Source organism: Bosea vestrisii, from assembly GCF_030144325.1.
GTDB classification, from domain to species: domain Bacteria; phylum Pseudomonadota; class Alphaproteobacteria; order Rhizobiales; family Beijerinckiaceae; genus Allobosea; species Allobosea vestrisii_A.
In genome coordinates this window covers 2582846-2599438 of record NZ_CP126307.1, presented here as the reverse complement: position 1 = coordinate 2599438, position 16593 = coordinate 2582846, and the positions used below count along the sequence as shown (strand labels likewise).

Below are 16593 nucleotides of genomic sequence, written 5' to 3'. Positions count from 1 at the left end.
AAGTCGGCGAAGGATGGACAATGAAGGCGATTCAAAATCTTGTGGTTTTTGAATCGCTTGCCGCAATATCTCGCCGTGAACGAAACCTGATTCTGTGGGAGTCAGCGATTCGCCCCCGCTTCGTTCCGGACTCGTTCTGTTCACGGAGCGGGTCGCTTTCAGGCCACCCGACTCGATAGGGCTCGCGGCCGCCCAGACTGCAGGAAAGCTCCAGCGTCTTGATCCAACCTCGTTCCCTTCCGCCTTCGCTCCGCGCCCGCGGTGTCACGGCGGTGCTCGGCCCGACCAATACTGGCAAGACCCATCTCGCCATCGAGCGGATGGTGGCGCATCCGACCGGCATGATTGGCCTGCCCCTGCGCCTGCTGGCGCGCGAGGTCTATCAGCGCGTCGTCGACAAGGTCGGCCCGGAGGCAGTCGCGCTGATCACGGGCGAGGAGAAGATCAAGCCGGAGCGGCCGAGGTTCTGGGTCTGCACGGTCGAGGCGATGCCGCGTGACCTCGCCGTCGATTTCGTCGCGATCGACGAGATCCAGCTCGCAGCCGATCTCGACCGCGGCCACGTCTTCGCCGATCGCCTGCTCAATCATCGCGGCCGCGAGGAGACGATGCTGATCGGGGCCGGCACGATGAGGCCGCTGGTCGAGCAGCTCATCCCCGGCGTCAATGTCGTCTCGCGTCCGCGCTTGTCGAACCTCTCCTTCGCCGGCGACCGCAAGATCACCCGCCTGCCGCGGCGCTCGGCGATCGTCGCCTTCTCGGCCGAGGAGGTGTATGCGATCGCGGAACTGATCCGCCGGCAGAAAGGTGGGGCGGCGGTGGTGCTCGGCGCGCTCTCGCCGCGCACGCGAAATGCCCAGGTCGAGATCTACCAGTCGGGCGATGTCGACTATCTCGTCGCCACCGACGCGATCGGCATGGGGCTCAATCTCGATGTCGACCACATTGCCTTCGCCGGGGACAGCAAGTTCGACGGCCATCACTATCGCAAGCTCAACCCGGCCGAGTTCGGGCAGATCGCCGGCCGCGCCGGACGGCATCTGCGTGACGGCACCTTCGGCACGACCGGGCGCTCGCCCCCCTTCGAGCAGGAGCTGGTCCAGGCGATCGAGGACCACCGCTTCGAATCGGTCCGGCAGATGCAATGGCGCAATTCCGATCTCGATCTGCGTTCGATCGCCGGCCTCATCGACAGCCTCAACATCCAGCCGCAGGAGCCGGGGCTGACTCGCGCCCTGATCGCCGAGGATATGACGACGCTGGAAATCCTGGCACGCGATCAGGACATCGCGCGATTGGCGCAGGGCAAACCGGCCGTGACGCGGCTCTGGGAGGTCTGTGGCCTGCCCGATTACCGTAAGATCGCACCGATGCAGCATGCCGAGCTGGCGACGACATTGTATCTGCGCCTGATGCGCCATGGCCGGCTCGATCCGGACTGGTATGCCGGCCAATTGGCCGCCCTCGACCGCGTCGATGGCGAGATCGACACCCTCTCGGCCCGCATCTCCCAGGTCCGGACCTGGACCTATGTTGCCAACCGGCCGGACTGGTTGCTCTATCCAGAGCATTGGCAGGGGGTGGCGCGTCTTGTAGAGGACAGGCTGTCGGACGCTTTGCACGAACGGCTTGCCAGCCGATTCGTTGATCGGCGTACGAGCGTGTTGATGCGTCGCCTGCGGGAGAATGCAATGTTGGAGGCTGAAGTCACCGCGACTGGCGATGTCCTGGTCGAGGGTCAGCATGTCGGATTGCTGCAGGGCTTCCGTTTCACGGCCGACCCGAAGGCGGGTGGGCCGGAAGCGAAGGCTCTGAATGCTGCGGCGCTGAAAGCGCTGGCTGGCGAGCTGGAGGCACGCGCCTCGCGCGTCGTGTTGGCCGGCGACGATGCTTTCGTGCTCTCGCATGATGGGCTGGTGCGCTGGATCGGCGAGCCCGTGGCGCGCCTGACTGCCGGCGAGAAGGTACTGGAGCCGCGCCTGCGCCTGATGGTCGACGATCACCTGCCGGCACAGGCCCGCGAGCAGATCGAGACCCGGCTGGCCGCCTGGCTGAAGCACCACATCACCAAGCTGCTCGGCCCGCTCCAGATCCTGGAGAATGCCGAGAGCGCCGCCGGCATTGCCCGCGGCATCGCCTATCAGACGGCCGAGGCGCTCGGCGTGCTCGAGCGCGCCAAGGTTGCCGAGGAGATGAAGACGCTCGACCAGGAAGGTCGTGCGGCGCTGCGCCAGCTCGGCATCCGCTTCGGCGCCTTCCATCTTTATGTCCCGGCGTTGCTGAAGCCGGCGCCGCGGGCGCTTGCGGCCCAGCTCTGGGCCCTGAAACATGGTAACCCCGAGGCGGCCGGGCTCGACGACATCTCCCATCTCGCCTCGTCGGGACGGACTTCGTTCCCCGCCAACAAGGACGTGCCCAAGGGGCTCTACCGTGCTGCCGGCTACCGCGTCTGCGGCGAGCGGGCGGTGCGCGTCGATATCCTGGAGCGGCTGGCGGACCTGATCCGGCCCGCGATCGCCTATCGTCCGGGCCTGACGCTTGGCCAGCCCCCGGCGGGCGCTGCCGATCAGGACGGGTTTGTCGCCACCGGGGCGATGACGTCGCTCGTCGGCTGCGCCGGCGAGGATTTCGCCTCGATCCTGCGCTCGCTCGGCTACGTCTCGCAGAAGCGGCCCGGCCCTGCGATCACCGCGGCGCTCGCCGTCGCGCCGCAGCCTGTTGCCGCTGCTGCGCCGGAAGCTGAGGCGCCCGCTGCCGACACCGCCTCGGCGATCGAGCAGGTCGAAGCGTTAAACGAAGCTACCTCGTCCGATAGCGAGGTCGCGACCGAAAGCGCCCACAGTGCGGCGCCGGCGAGCGAAACGCCTGATGTTCCGGTTCCGACCGACGCGGAAGTCGCTGCCGTCCCCGTAATCGAGGAAGAGCCGATCAGCCAGGCTGAGCCGGTGCCTGCCGATGCGATGTCGACGCTGGTGCTGCCGAGCGACGAGCCGGCGACGGAGGCCACGTCGCAAGCCGAAGCCGAGGCAGCGACGGCCGAACCTGCTGCACCTGTCGAAGCGGCTGTACCCGCCGAGCCGGAACTGATCGAGATCTGGCGACCGCATCGCCACCAGGGCGGTCGGCGTCCCGAGCAAGGCCAGCGCGGCCGGCGGCCGGATCGACGTGCCGGCGCCGAGGCTGCTCCTGCCGAAGGCGGCGAGGGTAAGCCGGGTGGTCAGCGCCCGAACCGCAATCGCTGGCGCGAGGGCGGCTGGAACGGGCCGCGCCCGGCTGGCGGTGGCGAAGTCAAGCCCGCAGCGCAGGAGGCAGCCGGTCGCAACGCTTCACAGGGCCGCGACGGACGTCCAGAGCGCGGTCCGCGGCCGGAGTTCAAGCGCGATGGCGGTCGCCCTGGCGGTGGTCCGCGTCGCGACGAGCGCGGCGGCAAAGACCAGCGCTTCCAGCAGCCGGCCCGGCCGCGCCCGGCCGAGCGTCAGCCGGACCCGGACTCGCCCTTCGCCAAGCTCCTGGCCTTGAAGGCCCAGCTCGAGGGCAATGACGGGCGCAAGAGCTGATATCTTAGAGGTACGGGATCTGCTTGCGGGACGATCGGCAACGCCTCGACAAATGGCTCTGGTTCGCGCGCTTCGCGCGGACGCGGCCCTCCGCCGTGCGGCTGGTGGAGGACGGGCATGTGCGGGTTGCAAGTAAGCGGGTCGACAATCCGGCGCTCGGCCTCAAGCTCGGCGACGTGCTGACACTCGCTTTGCCGCATGCGACGCTGGTGGTGCGTGTGATCGCATTTGCTGCCCGGCGTGGCTCCTATGAGCAGGCGCAGACGCTGTACGAGGTGCTGAGCGGCCCCGAGCGCGGCGATGCGCCGCTTGCGCCCGACGAGCCTGCGGGATAGAGCGCGTGACAGATGTGGCGAGCGCTGGCACGCCCGCGAAAAATCTTCTTGAAACGCTGGTTTCGATAGAAGTTCGATCTCGTTTCCGGTCGTGACAGGGCCTTGAAACATTCTCTCGACCGGCTCTAAAAAGCGCCGGCCGATCGGAAGGACAGCGTCATGACCTATGTGGTCACCGAGAACTGCATCAAGTGCAAGTACATGGACTGCGTCGAGGTCTGTCCGGTCGACTGCTTCTATGAAGGCGAGAACTTCCTCGTCATCCATCCGGACGAGTGCATCGACTGCGGCGTCTGCGAGCCGGAATGCCCGGCCGAGGCGATCAAGCCCGACACCGAGCCCGGTCTCGACAGCTGGCTGCAGCTTAATGCGAAGTTTGCGGCGAGCTGGCCCAATATCACGCAGAAAAAGGATTCGCCCGCCGACGCCAAGGAGTTCGACGGCGTACCGGGCAAGCTCGAGCTTTTGTCGCCGGAACCCGGCGAGGGCGACTGAAGCTTACCCTTCGTCACAGGGCGATCGTAGTTAACCATGGCCGGCCGCAACGCGGCCCGGCGGTGTTTGCATTCCGTTTACCTTTGATTCGGCGCGATTTTTGTGGTATCCACACGTCACAGTCGAGTTCGTTCCGCCTGCCCCTGCGAGGTCACACAAACGGGGCACCCCCTGAGACGGCAGCAACGCACCACCGGTCAGAATGCCCGGCGTGTCGCTGTCTTCGTGTCTGGTGGTTCGCAAGAAACAATCGACTGAGGGAGCGTGTTGCGCCGGGGAAAGAAGACCAGAAGGTCGTTCCCGACGTGTCAGGCAGAGAGCCGCCGGCCATCCCGGTCAGCGGCTGAAAGTCGCGTCTCCGCGTCCCGCGGAGAGTTATCAGGAGTCGAAACGGCATGTCCACTGCGAAGAAGGCTGTTGTGCGCCATGGCTTCAAGACGGGCGAGTTCGTCGTCTACCCGTCCCATGGCGTCGGTCAGATCACGGCGATCGATGAGCAGGAAGTCGCGGGCTTCAAGCTCGAGCTTTTCGTCGTCAGCTTCGCCAAGGACAAGATGACTCTTCGCGTGCCCACCGCCAAGGCGGCGAGCGTTGGCCTGCGCAAGCTCGCCGATGCCGAGATCGTCGGCAAGGCGCTGGCGACGCTGACCGGCCGCGCCCGGGTCAAGCGCACCATGTGGTCGCGCCGGGCCCAGGAGTATGAGGCCAAGATCAATTCGGGCGATCTCGTCGCCATCGCCGAGGTCGTGCGCGATCTCTATCGTTCCGAGGCTCAGCCGGAGCAGTCCTATTCCGAGCGCCAACTCTACGAGGCGGCGATCGACCGGATGACCCGTGAGATCGCGGTGGTCGAGGAGATCACCGAGACCGAAGCGCTGAAGAAGATCGAGGGCCAGCTCGCCAAGTCGCCGCGCCGCGCCGGCAAGGGTGAGGCCGCCGAGGCTGCCGAAGCCGAAGAGGGCGAGGAAGATATTCAGGAGGAGGCTGCCTGAGGGCGCCTTTTCCAGAACCAGCTACACAAGCCCGGCGGATCGCTCCGCCGGGCTTTTTTGTTTCAGGCTGCGCCGGTTTCAGCCGCCAGGAAGGCTACCGTCCGCTCCCAGGCGAGCTTGGCCGCAGCGGCGTTGTAGCGCTCGGCGCTGGTGTCGTTCAGGAAGGCATGGTCGACATCCGGGTAGACGATCGCCTGGTAATTGACGCCGGCCGCTTTCAGCGCCGCCTCATAGGCGGGGAGCCCTTCGACCAGGCGGGTGTCGCGCCCGGCGTGCTGGATCAGCAGTCGCGCCTTGATCTGCGGTACTTTGGCGAGGTCGGGAGAGCGGCCGTAGAAGACGACGCCGGCATTGAGCTCCGGCGCGTTGACGGCGAGGTCGTTGACCGTGCCACCACCCCAGCAGAAGCCGACGGCGCCGACCTTGCCGGTCGCGTCCGACCGCGCCTTGAGAAATGCGAGAGCGGCACGGCCCTGTGCGACGACGTCCTCCGATTTGAGTTGCGGGAACAGCGCACGTGCCGCGTCGGCATCGGCCGGCGTACCGCCGAGCGGGGTGAGGAAATCGATCCCGAGCGCGCTGAAGCCGGCCAGCGCCGCGCGGCGAGTGACGTCCTCGGTATGTGGGTTCAGGCCGCGGTTCTCGTGGATGACCAGGACACCGCCGCGCCTACCTTGGGTCTTCGGCGTGACGAGATAGCCCTTGAGCCTCACGCCGCCGATGGTCTCGTCGATGCGCCTGCCCTCGATGCGGGCATCGTCCGCCGTGACCTGCTGGGCCTGGGCATAGTTCGGCTCCAGGAGCGAGAGCGCGGCCTCGGCCGCCGCCGCGGAGCCGGCAATGGCAATCAGCCGGTTCATGAAGCTGCGCCGGTCGAGCGGCTTGTGGGTGTACTCGTCGTAGAGTTCGACGATGCGGCGATCGAGCGCCATGGCTGCCTCCCTATCCTGACGAATGTCGGCAGGCTAGCACAGGGCGGGAGGGCCGGTCAGAGGCGCGAGGCGTGCTATTCGCTCACGATCTTGTAACGCTGGCCAGGCGTCAGCTTGCCGCTGCGCTCCAGCCCGTTCAGGGTCAAGAACTGCTCGAGCGGCCGGTCGGTCGAGGCCATGCGCTCAGCGAGGCTGACGGGGGTGTCGCCGGCGCTGGCGGTGACGAGCCTGATTCGCAGCGGGCTGACCGATTGCGCGTCGCTGGCGCTCAGATTGCGGAAGCTGTCGAGCAAAGCACGCATGGCGCGCTCAGGGTCGTTCTGGCCCTTGGCGGCGAGGATGAAGCGATAGACGCGCTGCCCAGCCTGAACTGCGGCGAGACGGAAAGTCCAGTCGGCGCCCTTGCCCGAGGTCACCGCTGCCGGCAGCTCGCCGACCGTGAGCGACTGGACTTCGGCGGTGGCGACGCCGTCAATCCAGCCGGAAGCGACATAGGATTCGAGGGTCTGTCCGGCCTTGAGGGCGACCGAATCGAAGCGCAGCGCCTGCGTGCCGTCATTGCTGACGCCGACCACCATTTCGCGGGCGGCCTCGAGCTCGAAGCCATCAGGCGCGGTAAAGGCGATGCGCAGCGCGCTGTTGAGATAGCGACGGCCGCGGACCACGCCGTCGGCCGGATCGTCGCCGAAGGCGATGCCGTCGATTGCGGCGAGCCAACGTGAGGCCTCGCGCTCGCCGATGCCGGGCGCGCCGATCTGGCGGGCGCCGTTGGTGACGGCGGCGACGCGTTCCGGTGTCGAGGGATGGCTCGACAGGATATCAAGCTTCTTGTCGCCACCGCCCTGGCGGCCGGCGCGGAAGCTCGTATTGCGGCCGAGCGAAACCAGGAAGCGGCCGGCGCCATAGGGGTCGTAACCGGCACGGGCGATGTTGCGCACACTGATCTGGTCGGCGGTCAGCTCCTGCTGCCGCGAGAAGCGGGCGAGCGAGAGCTTCGAGCTCTGCTGCACTGCCGCCCCGGTCGTCGGGTCGTTCAGCACCTGCGCTACGACCTGGCTGACCAGCGCCGATTCCGCCTCCATCTCGGCGCGCTCGACGGCGTGGCGTGCGGTGACATGGGCGATCTCATGCGCCATCACCGAGGCGATCTCGGACGAGTCGTTCGCCAGGGCGAGCAGGCCGCGTGTGACGTAGAGCCGTCCGGTCGGCAAGGCGAAGGCGTTGACGATCGGCGAGTTCAGGATCGTCACCTCATAGGTGCCGATCTGGCCCTCGCCGGCCTTGGCGAGACGGACAATGATCTCTTCCAGTACGGCCTTGACCTGTGGTGCGCGGTATTCGCCGCCGAAGGCCGAGAGCAGGCGCTGGTGCTCGCGGTCGGTGCCGCGCTGCAGGCTGGCAACTCTCGGCGCCGGCTCGCCGCCGGGCTGGTTGAGCGGCGCCAGGACGGAATTCTGGTCGCCAAAGCAGGCCGCCAGCAACAGGGCCGGCAGCACCGCGGCGGCCAGACGCCCCCGAAACGGCTGACGATGGCGCTGAAGTCTCCGCATCTGCCCCTAGTCGATCAATTCCAGTGCGCTGCGCGTCTCGGCTTCGATCAGGAGGCCGTCGCGCCCCTCGACCACACCGCGTATGCGCACGCGTTTACCCGTCAGCGTCGCGGCGGTCCAGCCGCTGCGCTGCAATTCACGCCACAGCACGCGCGACAGGACAATGCTGCCGCCCGCGCCGCGGCGCCGCTCGAAATTGAGATAGGTTCGCTGCGCCCGCTCTCCCACGGCAGCGATACGCCCCTCGACCACGACGATCCGGCCCGCCTGCGCTTTCATCGCGGCAGCATCATGACCGTCGACGACGGGCAGCGCCAGTGCGGCGAAATCGCCCTGCGCGGCCGCCAGCGGCGGGCTGCCCGGCTTAACCGCCACCCGCTGCTGCGGCTCGGCCTTGCGCCAGATCTCATTGCAGGCTGCGAGGCCCGGTTCGGGCAGGCGCAAGGCGATGCGTTCGGTGAGGAGGGCGGCGGTCAGGTCGGGCTGGCCGCCGAGCGTATCGGCGGCACCGTCGGCTGCGAGCAGGCGGGCCGGAAGGCGGCCCCAGCGATCCGCACCGCCGAGCGGCGCCAATCGGAAGGGCTGTCCGTGCCAGCGCGTCAGCTGCGCGGCGAAGCGCTCGCGCTCGGCATCGCCCTGCCGTGGCGCAAGCCCGGCGAGCCTGACGGTCCGGCCGTCCGCGAGCAACAGGTCGCCATGCCGATCGAGACCGGCCAGGCGGACCAACTCGGCACTGTCCGGTATCACGCAAGCGTCACCAACTGCCTGGGCCATGACGGCTGGCGCCGCCATGATGGCAAGGGCTGGTACGATCACTGCAAAGGAAGGCTTCACCCGCATCGGCTTTATGCTAAACGCAAGACCGTGCGTCCCGGTAGCTCAGCAGGATAGAGCAACGGTTTCCTAAACCGTAGGTCAGGGGTTCGAATCCCTTCCGGGACGCCAGTTTTCCTCATTCTGCCACAGGCGCCGGTAACCCGACTGACCGATGGGACCGACCCCGCCGATGTCGAGATCGATCTTGCCCACGCCTGTACCCCCAACGATTCGGACCGAACGCCTGATCCTGCGGGCGCCGGTCATGGCCGATTTTTCAGATTATGCCGATTTCCTGGGCTCGTCGCGGGCACAGTATATGGGCGGCCCCTATGATCAGCGCGGCGCCTGGGGGGTGTTCTGCCATGACGTGGCGGTGTGGGCATTGTTCGGCCACGGCGCCCTGATGATCGATCTGCCCGGCGGGGTCTGCATCGGGCAGGTCGGCATCAATCACGGACCGCTCTTTCCCGAGAAGGAGCTGGGCTGGCTGATCTATGCCGGGTATGAGAGGCAGGGCTATGCGAGCGAAGCGGCTGCTGCCCTGCGCGACTGGGCATTCGATCAGCTCGGTCTCGAGACGCTGGTCAGCTATGTCGATCCGCGCAACAAGCGCTCGATCGCTGTGGCGGAGCGGCTCGGTGCTCAACGCGACGCCGGCGCCGCGAGGACAGATCCCGAGGATCTGGTCTACCGGTATCGTGGTGCCGGAACCGGGCGCGCCTCATAGAGAGGCGCCGGCACCTTCGCTCAACGCTTCGCCACGTGTTCCGGCTTGCCCTTGCGCTTGGTCGAGGCCAGCTCGTCGAGTTCCTTCTCGGTCATCGACTTGGCCATGGATTTCGAGGCGCCCTTGAGCTCGCTCTTGGGGATGTCCCCGCGCTTGGCGGCGAGTGCGGCTCCGGCCGCCTTCTGTTGTGCCTTCGATTTGGCTGGCATCGTCCATCTCCCGATGTGAGATCCGGTTGAGTGTGCAACCCCGGCGCATTGCGGTGGTTCCCGACAGGCAGCCGCCTGTCTTCGCGTGGCGATGATGCGAAAGATGTGGGGCGCTCGCCCTTGCCGCGGAGGGGCCGGCACGGCAAAGCTCGCAGGCGCGGCCCGGAGACGGAAACTCTCAGGGCCGGTCAATTCTCGCCTGTCGGATTCATCTTGCGCATCCTCGTCCTCAATCCGAATACCAGCCCCGAGATGACCGAGCTGGTCCTGCGCGTGCTGGCGCCATCGGTCCCCGCCGGCGTGATGCTGAAGCCGGCGACCGGCCGCTTCGGGGCGCGCTACATCTCGAGCCGTAGCGCCGGTGCCATTGCCGGCCATGCAGCGCTCGACGCGTTTGCCGAGCACGGCGCCGATTGCGACGCGGTCTACCTCGCCTGCTTCGGCGACCCTGGACTGATGGCGCTAAAGGAGATCGCCGGCGTGCCGGTTGTCGGTATGGCGGAGGCTGCCTGCCGACAGGCGGCTTTGCAGGGCGGGCGCTTTTCCATCGTCACTGGCGGCGAGCGCTGGGGCGCGATCCTGACCGAATTTGTCGCTGCGCTCGGGCTGGAGGGCAGGCTGGCCGCCGTCGAAACGGTGGCGCCGACCGGCGGCGACATCGCCGCTGATCCCGATGGCTCGATAGCGCTGCTGGCCGAGGCCTGCCGGCGGACGGTCGAGCGCGATGGGGCGAAGGCCGTGATCCTGGGTGGGGCCGGCCTTGCCGGGCTCGCGGCGCGGGTCCAGCCTCGGGTCGGCGTTCCCGTGATCTGCGCGACGCAAGCCGGCTTCGCCGCCGTGCTGGAAGCGGCACGCAATCCGCTGCCGAAGCCGGTCCACGGTGATCTCGCTCTGCCGGCGGCGGTGCCGAATGTCGGGCTCTCGGCTGGCTTGGCGCGCCTGCTGGGCGAGCGCTAGAGTATTTTCGAGCGAATGTGGGTACCGGTTCGCGTGAAGAAAAATGCCATAAAACAGGAGCCTGAAGCATTTCTGCGACTACGTAGAAACGCGGAAATGCTCTAGCGGCGCCGCTTCGACGATTGCTGCGCAGGTCGCGTAGTCGAAGCAGCACCTGCCGCGTCGGCCAGCCAGATCACATGCTTGGCGCCGCCGCTTCCGGCACGGGCGCGCACCGTCTTCTCCTCGACCGCGAAGCCGGCCTGACGCAGGCGCTGGGTGAAGCTGCGGTCAGGCCCCGCCGACCAGACAGCGAGCACGCCGCCGGATCTTAAGGACGCTTTCGCATAGGCCAGCCCGGCCGAGTCATAGAGCCGGTCATTGGCCTCGACCATCAGCCCATCCGGCCCGTTGTCGACGTCCAGCAAGATCGCGTCGTAGCTTCCTGGTGTCTCGCGGATGGCAGTGGCGACGTCGGCTTCCTGCACGCTGACGCGGGGGTCGTCGAGGCAGCCGGCGAAGATCGGGGCGAGGGGCCCGCGCGCCCAGGCGATGACGGCCGGGATCAACTCGGCGACGACGATCTCGGCATCCGCGGGCAGGGCGGCGAGTGCGGCCCGGAGCGTGAAGCCCATGCCGAGCCCGCCGATCAGCAGGCGAGGCTTTGGACGTTTGCCTATCCTGTCGATGGCGAGCGTCGCCAGCGCCTCCTCCGAGCCCTTGAGGCGCGAGTTCATCAGCTCGTTATGCCCGAGCGTGATCGAGAACTCGTCCTCGCCGCGGCGCATGAGCTTGAGCGTGCCGCCGCCGGGGATAGAGGCAATGTCCAATTGTGCCCAGGGTTTCATCGGTCGGCGTTCGGGATGAGTATTTCAAGGAAGGAGAGAGAGATTCTTCGTGAATCAGTCAGGTGAAGACGTCGCCTTCGACCGGCGGTCAACCACGTAAGGGGGCCGCGGCCACCTGCTGATCGAAGTGGATATCGGCTCGGCTCAAGCCGCCGAGACGCAGGGTCCGCATGAAGTTCTCCGAGAGTGCGCGCAGGTTGGCGTTGGTCTCCGGAAAGAACTCGAGCATCAGGAACGGCGGCGGCCGTTTGCCGGCGGTCGCTTCGTCCAATGAGATGTCGGCGACGAGCCCGACCAGGCCATCAAGCAGCATGGAGCGGTCACCGTTCGACATCTCGACGAAGCCGTGTTCGCCCATGGCCTGATTGCTGATGCCGATCTCGCGTACCTGGGCTTCGGGGTAGAAACGCTTGATCGTGCGGGCCACGAAGATCATCGTCTGAGTACAGTTGAGTACGTCGTCCTTGGCGATCTGTTCAGGAGCGGTCGATTCGCTCGGGCCGTAGCTGCCGAGCCGCGAACTCAACAATGTGACGAAGACCGCGAACCTCTCGGCCTCGGAGAACGTCAGGCGGAAGCGATCGAAGAACGAGGCCAGTGGCACCGAGCAGCTCAAGTAGCCGTCGTGGATCGCTTCATAGCGCGCCTTCACGCCGGCGACCTGCTTGGCGACGCACTGCTCGATCTGTGTCAAAGCGGTTGCGTCCCGGCCACTGCGGAACATCAGCGGGGAGGTCGTTTGCACATTCTCCAGCCCATTGATGCGCTGGGCATTGCCGTAGGCAGCAATCTGGATACCCTTCAATTGAGCACGAAGCGGATGAATCCAGTAGCGTTCGAGGATGACGGCACTGCCGCCGACGAGCAGGAGGGTCCAACAGATGACGCCCATTATGACGTGTCTGGACTGGAGCGAAGCTCGGGCCGTGGCTGGTGCGCCGCCCGAAGTTTCGGTGCGGCGCATCGGAGCGAGGAATGCTCTCAGTCTCATCCGCGGCGGCCCCCGATCAGATCTCGTGACATACTGTTCGCCTCAAGGACAAAAAGAGCCATAGCCTTGGCAATCCGGTCTTTCGAGCCGCTTTAATGAGCATTACCGTTTTTTAATGTTCTGTTGCCGCAGGAACACCATTGGTTGAGTAAATTTTGTCGCGCGTCAGTCCAGCCGGACGCGCTTGATGAAGGCGCCGCCCTTCATGATGACAGGCATGTGCCGGCCCTGGCGGGTCAGAAGCGCCAGATCCTTGAGCGGATCGCCATCGACGACGATCAGGTCGGCATGGGCGCCGGGCACGACCGCACCGATCTTGCCGTCGAGCTTCAGCAGCTTGGCCGCGACATGGGTGGCAGCGCCGATCACCTCATGCGCAGGCAGGGCCCGGCCACGGATGACGAATTCCTCGGACTGGTGGCGATGCATCTCGCCGAGCAGGTCGCTGCCATAGGCCATGGCGAGCCCGGCCTTCTTCATGATCGCGAGCGATTCCATACCGGCGGCGCGGACATATTCGACCTTGGCGACGGAATCGGGCGGGAAGCCGAGCTTGCCACCTTCGCTGGCGAGCTTGTCATAGGTGACGAGGGTCGGCACGGCGACGGCGCCGTTCTTGGCCGCGAGCTTGGCGGTCTCGGCCTGGATCAGGTTGCAATGCTCCAGCGAATGGACGCCAGCTTCGACGCAGCGGCGGATCGCCTCGTCAGTGTAGACATGGGCGGAGACGTAGGTTCCGGCCATGCGGGCCTCCTCGACCACCGCCTCGAGCTCGCCGACGGAGAAGCCGAGGAAATGGATCGGGTCGGTCGGCGAGGCGCAGCCGCCATTGGCCATGATCTTGATGAAGTCGGCGCCGCCCTTGAGCTCCTCGCGGGCGGCACGGCGAACCTCGGCCTCGCCATCGCAGATGCGGCCGAGCGCGCCGAGGCGATGGCGCGTCGTCGGCGCCAGCCTGTCCTCATAGCGTCCGCGGAAATCGGCATGGCCGCCGGTCTGGCTGAGCGCCTTGCCCGAGATGACGAGGCGCGGCGTCGGAAAATCGTTCTCCTCAGTCGCCTGCTTCAGGCCGAAATCTGCGCCGCCGACATCGCGCACCGTGGTGAAGCCGCGCAGCAGCATCTCGCGCATGATCACCAGCGAGCGCACGGTGACCAGCGAATCGGGCAGGGCGGCATTGCGGCCGAGATCGGCCAGGCCGGCGATGACGTGGACATGCGCGTCGATCAGCCCGGGCATCAGCGTGCGGCCCTTGAGGTCGATCGCCCTGGCCTTGTCGGAGCGAACGGTCTTGCCGACCTCGCGGATCAGCCCGCCTTCGACCAGGACGGAGACCGGCGCTGCGCGCTCGGGCGCAGTGCCGTCGACGATGCGGGCATTGTGAAACAGGGTCGCGGCCATCGGTCAGATCCTTGCGTATGAAATTTTCATCATTGGGGTTCAGCGGGTCAGGAACGCCGTGAGCCAGAGCCCGAAGCCGAAAACGATGTGGTTGATCAGGCCGATCAGCCTGACCTGGCTGGCATTGGGCCGCTTGCTGGCGGCGAGGCCGAAGCCCATTCCGGGCTGCAGGATGAACCAGCCGCAGCCGACGGTGACGACACCGACGATCAGGGCCGGAAGCAGCGTCGGGTAGCGAGCCCAGTCCAGGCCCCAGAGCAGCAGCACGATCGCAGCGAAGAGGACACCGATGAGGTAGTGCATGATCCAGCCGATGGCGAGCTAGCCCTGCACCGGCGGTGTCTCGGCGATGGTATCGTGCGCGAAGCGGCCGCGCGGCAGATAGGCGAACCAGCGCCCGACCGCAGCCCAGTTCGCCAGCGGCATGCCGAGGGCGCGATTGAGGAACAGCGCCCAGAGGTCGAGCAGCGCAGTTGCGCCGATGCCGATCACGAGCGAGCGGCTGATCACTTCCAGCATATCTGTCCCCCCGGCCGCGAACCGACCTTGGAGCTATGGAGGCGAAACGGCTAGGCGCGGTCAATCGCCAGCAGGTTGAATTTGCCTGCCCGTAGCGCAAGCGGGCCATGCGGCGGTGCGGCGCAGGAACCGCCAGGGGGCCTTGCTCGTTCTCCACGGGTGCTTTCAAGGCGGGGTGGTGCGATGGCAGTGGCGACGGCGAGCAAGACGAGCGCGAACGGACCGCATGGGGCGGAGGAGCTGCCCTCGGCGGTCGTGACGAGCTACAATCTCGAGATCCGCGATGGCGACGGCTTCCTTGGCGACAAGGCGAGCCGCGGCGCCTTCATGGACCATCTCGCCGAACTGCGCGGCCATCTTGCCGAGGCGGGAGAGGATCCGCTGGCAGAGGCCGGCAAGACACCGAGCAAGTCGGAGCTCGACAAGCTCATTATTGAGGGAACGGCCCGTGAGGCGGCGCTGGTGCTCTCGGCGGTCGAGCGCTTCGCCCAGTCGCTCGCTTTCGTGATCCGCCGTTTCCTGCGCCAGAAGGCCTGGAGCCCGGTCGAGCGTATCGTCGTCGGCGGCGGCTTCCGGCAGAGCCGGATCGGCGAACTGGCGATCGCGCGAGCCGGCATCATCCTGCAGACCGAAGGTTTCACGATCGAGCTGGTCCCGGTGCGCCATCACTCGGACGAGGCCGGGCTCGTCGGCAGTGCCCATCTCGCGCCGAAATGGATCTTCGAAGCCTATGACAGCCTGGTCGCGGTCGATATCGGCGGCTCCAACATCCGTGCCGGTATCGTCGAGCTGCGCCAGGACAAGGCGCCCGATCTGAGCAAGGCCCGCGTCTGGGAAACCGAGCTCTGGCGTCATGCCGATGAGGAGACGAGCCGCGAGGAGGCCGTGAAGCGGCTCGGCAAGATGCTGCGCGAGCAGATCGGGCACGCCGAAAAGGAGGGCCTGCGGGTCGCGCCTTTCATCGGTGTCGGCTGCCCTGGCCTGATCGAGCCGGACGGTGCGATCGATCGTGGCGCGCAGAACCTGCCCGGCAACTGGTCGAGCAGCCGGTTCAACCTGGTCGAGAGCATTCGAGAGATGGCGCCGGAGATCGGCGAGCACGAGACCGTCGTCACCATGCACAATGATGCCGTCGTCCAGGGCCTGAGCGAACTGCCTTTCATGCAGGATGTCGAGCACTGGGCGGTGCTGACGATCGGCACCGGCCTGGGAAATGCGAGTTTCCACAACCGCGCCAAGCCGAAAGGCCGGGACAAAGAAAAAGACAAAGACAAGCCGAAGGACGGCAACGACAAGAAGGACTGAGGCTCAGTCCCGCTTGGCTGGGAGCGCCCAGAGCAGGCCGCGCGTCACGATCGCCGGGAAGACGGTGAGGTGATCCTCGCCGGGAATGATCTTGGTCGAGAGCTTCAGGCCGGGATAACTGCGTGAGCGCAGCGCCTGCTCGAACTCGCGGAGATCGGCGATCATGTCGGTTTTGCCGTTGTAGCGCGGATCGCCCGAGGCCTTGTCGATCGTCTCATAGGAGGCGATCGCCATCAGCACGTTGGCCTTCAATTCCTTGTTGGCTTGCGCATAGTCGCGCTCGCGCTGGAGCAGCACCTTCTGGTCGAACCAGAGCGATGGGCTGCCGATGATGTAGTGCTGGAACAGCTTCGGTTCGGTCAGCAGGACGTAAAGGCCGAACAGACCGCCATAGGAATGGCCGGCATAGATGCTGCGGGTCGTGTCGGTGCGATAGGTCGCGGCGACGAAGGGCATCAATTCCTCAGAGAGGAAGCGGCGATAGCCCTCCGCCTCGCCGAAGACCGGCGGTTTGCCGGATGGGTCGCGCGTCTTCTCGCCGTTCGGTGTCGGCGTATAGTCGCGCCGGCGGCTATATTCGGGCGTGTCGCCGACCGAATAGGACAGGCCGACCAGAATGAACTCCTCCAGTCCTTTGGCCCGGTTGCCGACGCGGCGGGCGATGCTGCGCACCAGCGGGAAGGCATAGTCGGCATCGGTGACGAATAGCACCGGGAAGCGCCGCCGCGGCTGCGACTGATAGGATTCCGGCAGGCTGACGAAGATCTCGTAGTCGCGCTGCAATGCCTTGGCCCGGATCGTCCTGACCTCGGTGCCCTTGAGCACGAAGGGCGGCGGCGCGGTCACGCTGGCAGCGGAGGCCGGCGGCTCGGCATCGGGCTGGGCGATGGCGGCGGTGGCGATCAGCATGAAGGGGACGAGGGCAGGCAGGCGAAGCATCCAGGACGTCTCCGACAGGACTGTGCCGGGATCGTGAC

General features: G+C 66.5%; 15 protein-coding genes, 1 tRNA gene and 1 pseudogene. 8 read left to right on the top strand and 9 right to left on the bottom strand.

Annotated features, from left to right (window positions below; translation table 11 throughout):
• The first annotated feature begins 221 nt into the window (after nt 1–221).
• The 4 genes from QO058_RS12915 to QO058_RS12900 all read left to right on the top strand — a co-directional run bounded on the left by QO058_RS12915 (nt 222) and on the right by QO058_RS12900 (nt 5379).
• Nucleotides 222–3557 carry a helicase-related protein gene (locus QO058_RS12915; RefSeq protein ID WP_284172881.1) on the top strand — a complete coding sequence of 1112 codons (3336 nt, stop codon included), beginning with the start codon at nt 222–224 and terminating at the stop codon, nt 3555–3557.
• A gap of 23 nt (nt 3558–3580) precedes the next feature.
• Nucleotides 3581–3892 carry an RNA-binding S4 domain-containing protein gene (locus QO058_RS12910; protein WP_284172432.1) on the top strand — a complete coding sequence of 104 codons (312 nt, stop codon included), beginning with the start codon at nt 3581–3583 and terminating at the stop codon, nt 3890–3892.
• 159 nt (nt 3893–4051) lie between these two features.
• The gene (gene fdxA / locus QO058_RS12905) at nt 4052–4387 is read left to right on the top strand and encodes a ferredoxin FdxA (RefSeq protein WP_284172431.1); all 336 of its coding nucleotides are present in this window, start codon (nt 4052–4054) and stop codon (nt 4385–4387) included.
• Nucleotides 4388–4782: 395 nt separating this feature from the next.
• Complete coding sequence (locus QO058_RS12900) at nt 4783–5379, top strand: CarD family transcriptional regulator (protein WP_284172430.1); 597 nt, start codon at nt 4783–4785, stop codon at nt 5377–5379.
• Between the two features lie 62 nt (nt 5380–5441).
• Here QO058_RS12900 and QO058_RS12895 read toward each other — a convergent pair whose 3' ends face one another.
• From QO058_RS12895 to QO058_RS12885, 3 genes are all read right to left on the bottom strand, one after another.
• Entirely contained in the window at nt 5442–6311 is an 870-nt protein-coding gene (locus tag QO058_RS12895; protein WP_284172429.1) for a dienelactone hydrolase family protein, read from the bottom strand.
• 74 nt (nt 6312–6385) lie between these two features.
• Complete coding sequence (locus QO058_RS12890) at nt 6386–7861, bottom strand: M48 family metalloprotease (RefSeq protein WP_284172428.1); 1476 nt, start codon at nt 7859–7861, stop codon at nt 6386–6388.
• A 6-nt stretch (nt 7862–7867) separates the two neighbouring features.
• On the bottom strand, nt 7868–8635 hold the full coding sequence (locus tag QO058_RS12885) for a hypothetical protein (protein WP_284172427.1): 768 nt from the start codon (nt 8633–8635) through the stop codon (nt 7868–7870).
• Nucleotides 8636–8729: 94 nt separating this feature from the next.
• Between QO058_RS12885 and QO058_RS12880 the strand changes: the two genes are divergently transcribed.
• Together QO058_RS12880 and QO058_RS12875 are read left to right on the top strand one after the other, a co-directional pair.
• Nucleotides 8730–8806 (top strand) — tRNA-Arg (locus tag QO058_RS12880).
• Between the two features lie 61 nt (nt 8807–8867).
• The gene (locus tag QO058_RS12875; protein WP_284172426.1) at nt 8868–9407 is read left to right on the top strand and encodes a GNAT family N-acetyltransferase; all 540 of its coding nucleotides are present in this window, start codon (nt 8868–8870) and stop codon (nt 9405–9407) included.
• Nucleotides 9408–9427: 20 nt separating this feature from the next.
• Here the strand turns inward: QO058_RS12875 and QO058_RS12870 are convergent, their stop codons facing one another.
• The gene (locus tag QO058_RS12870; RefSeq protein WP_284172425.1) at nt 9428–9616 is read right to left on the bottom strand and encodes a DUF3008 family protein; all 189 of its coding nucleotides are present in this window, start codon (nt 9614–9616) and stop codon (nt 9428–9430) included.
• 213 nt (nt 9617–9829) lie between these two features.
• Between QO058_RS12870 and QO058_RS12865 the strand changes: the two genes are divergently transcribed.
• On the top strand, nt 9830–10573 hold the full coding sequence (locus QO058_RS12865) for an aspartate/glutamate racemase family protein (RefSeq protein WP_284172424.1): 744 nt from the start codon (nt 9830–9832) through the stop codon (nt 10571–10573).
• Nucleotides 10574–10674: 101 nt separating this feature from the next.
• Here the strand turns inward: QO058_RS12865 and QO058_RS12860 are convergent, their stop codons facing one another.
• The 4 genes and pseudogenes from QO058_RS12860 to QO058_RS12845 all read right to left on the bottom strand — a co-directional run bounded on the left by QO058_RS12860 (nt 10675) and on the right by QO058_RS12845 (nt 14311).
• Entirely contained in the window at nt 10675–11400 is a 726-nt protein-coding gene (locus QO058_RS12860; protein WP_284172423.1) for a polyamine aminopropyltransferase, read from the bottom strand.
• A gap of 88 nt (nt 11401–11488) precedes the next feature.
• On the bottom strand, nt 11489–12292 hold the full coding sequence (locus QO058_RS12855; RefSeq protein WP_284172422.1) for a hypothetical protein: 804 nt from the start codon (nt 12290–12292) through the stop codon (nt 11489–11491).
• Between the two features lie 264 nt (nt 12293–12556).
• The gene (locus tag QO058_RS12850; protein WP_284172421.1) at nt 12557–13792 is read right to left on the bottom strand and encodes a metal-dependent hydrolase family protein; all 1236 of its coding nucleotides are present in this window, start codon (nt 13790–13792) and stop codon (nt 12557–12559) included.
• A 39-nt stretch (nt 13793–13831) separates the two neighbouring features.
• Nucleotides 13832–14311 (bottom strand): annotated as a pseudogene (locus QO058_RS12845) (DUF2938 domain-containing protein).
• Nucleotides 14312–14494: 183 nt separating this feature from the next.
• Between QO058_RS12845 and QO058_RS12840 the strand changes: the two are divergent.
• Nucleotides 14495–15616: an ROK family protein gene (locus tag QO058_RS12840; RefSeq protein ID WP_284172420.1), complete on the top strand. Its 1122-nt coding sequence runs from the start codon at nt 14495–14497 to the stop codon at nt 15614–15616.
• 3 nt (nt 15617–15619) lie between these two features.
• On the opposite strand, the gene QO058_RS12835 is transcribed toward QO058_RS12840, so the two are convergent.
• Complete coding sequence (locus QO058_RS12835) at nt 15620–16555, bottom strand: alpha/beta hydrolase (protein WP_284172419.1); 936 nt, start codon at nt 16553–16555, stop codon at nt 15620–15622.
• Nucleotides 16556–16593: the final 38 nt, after the last annotated feature.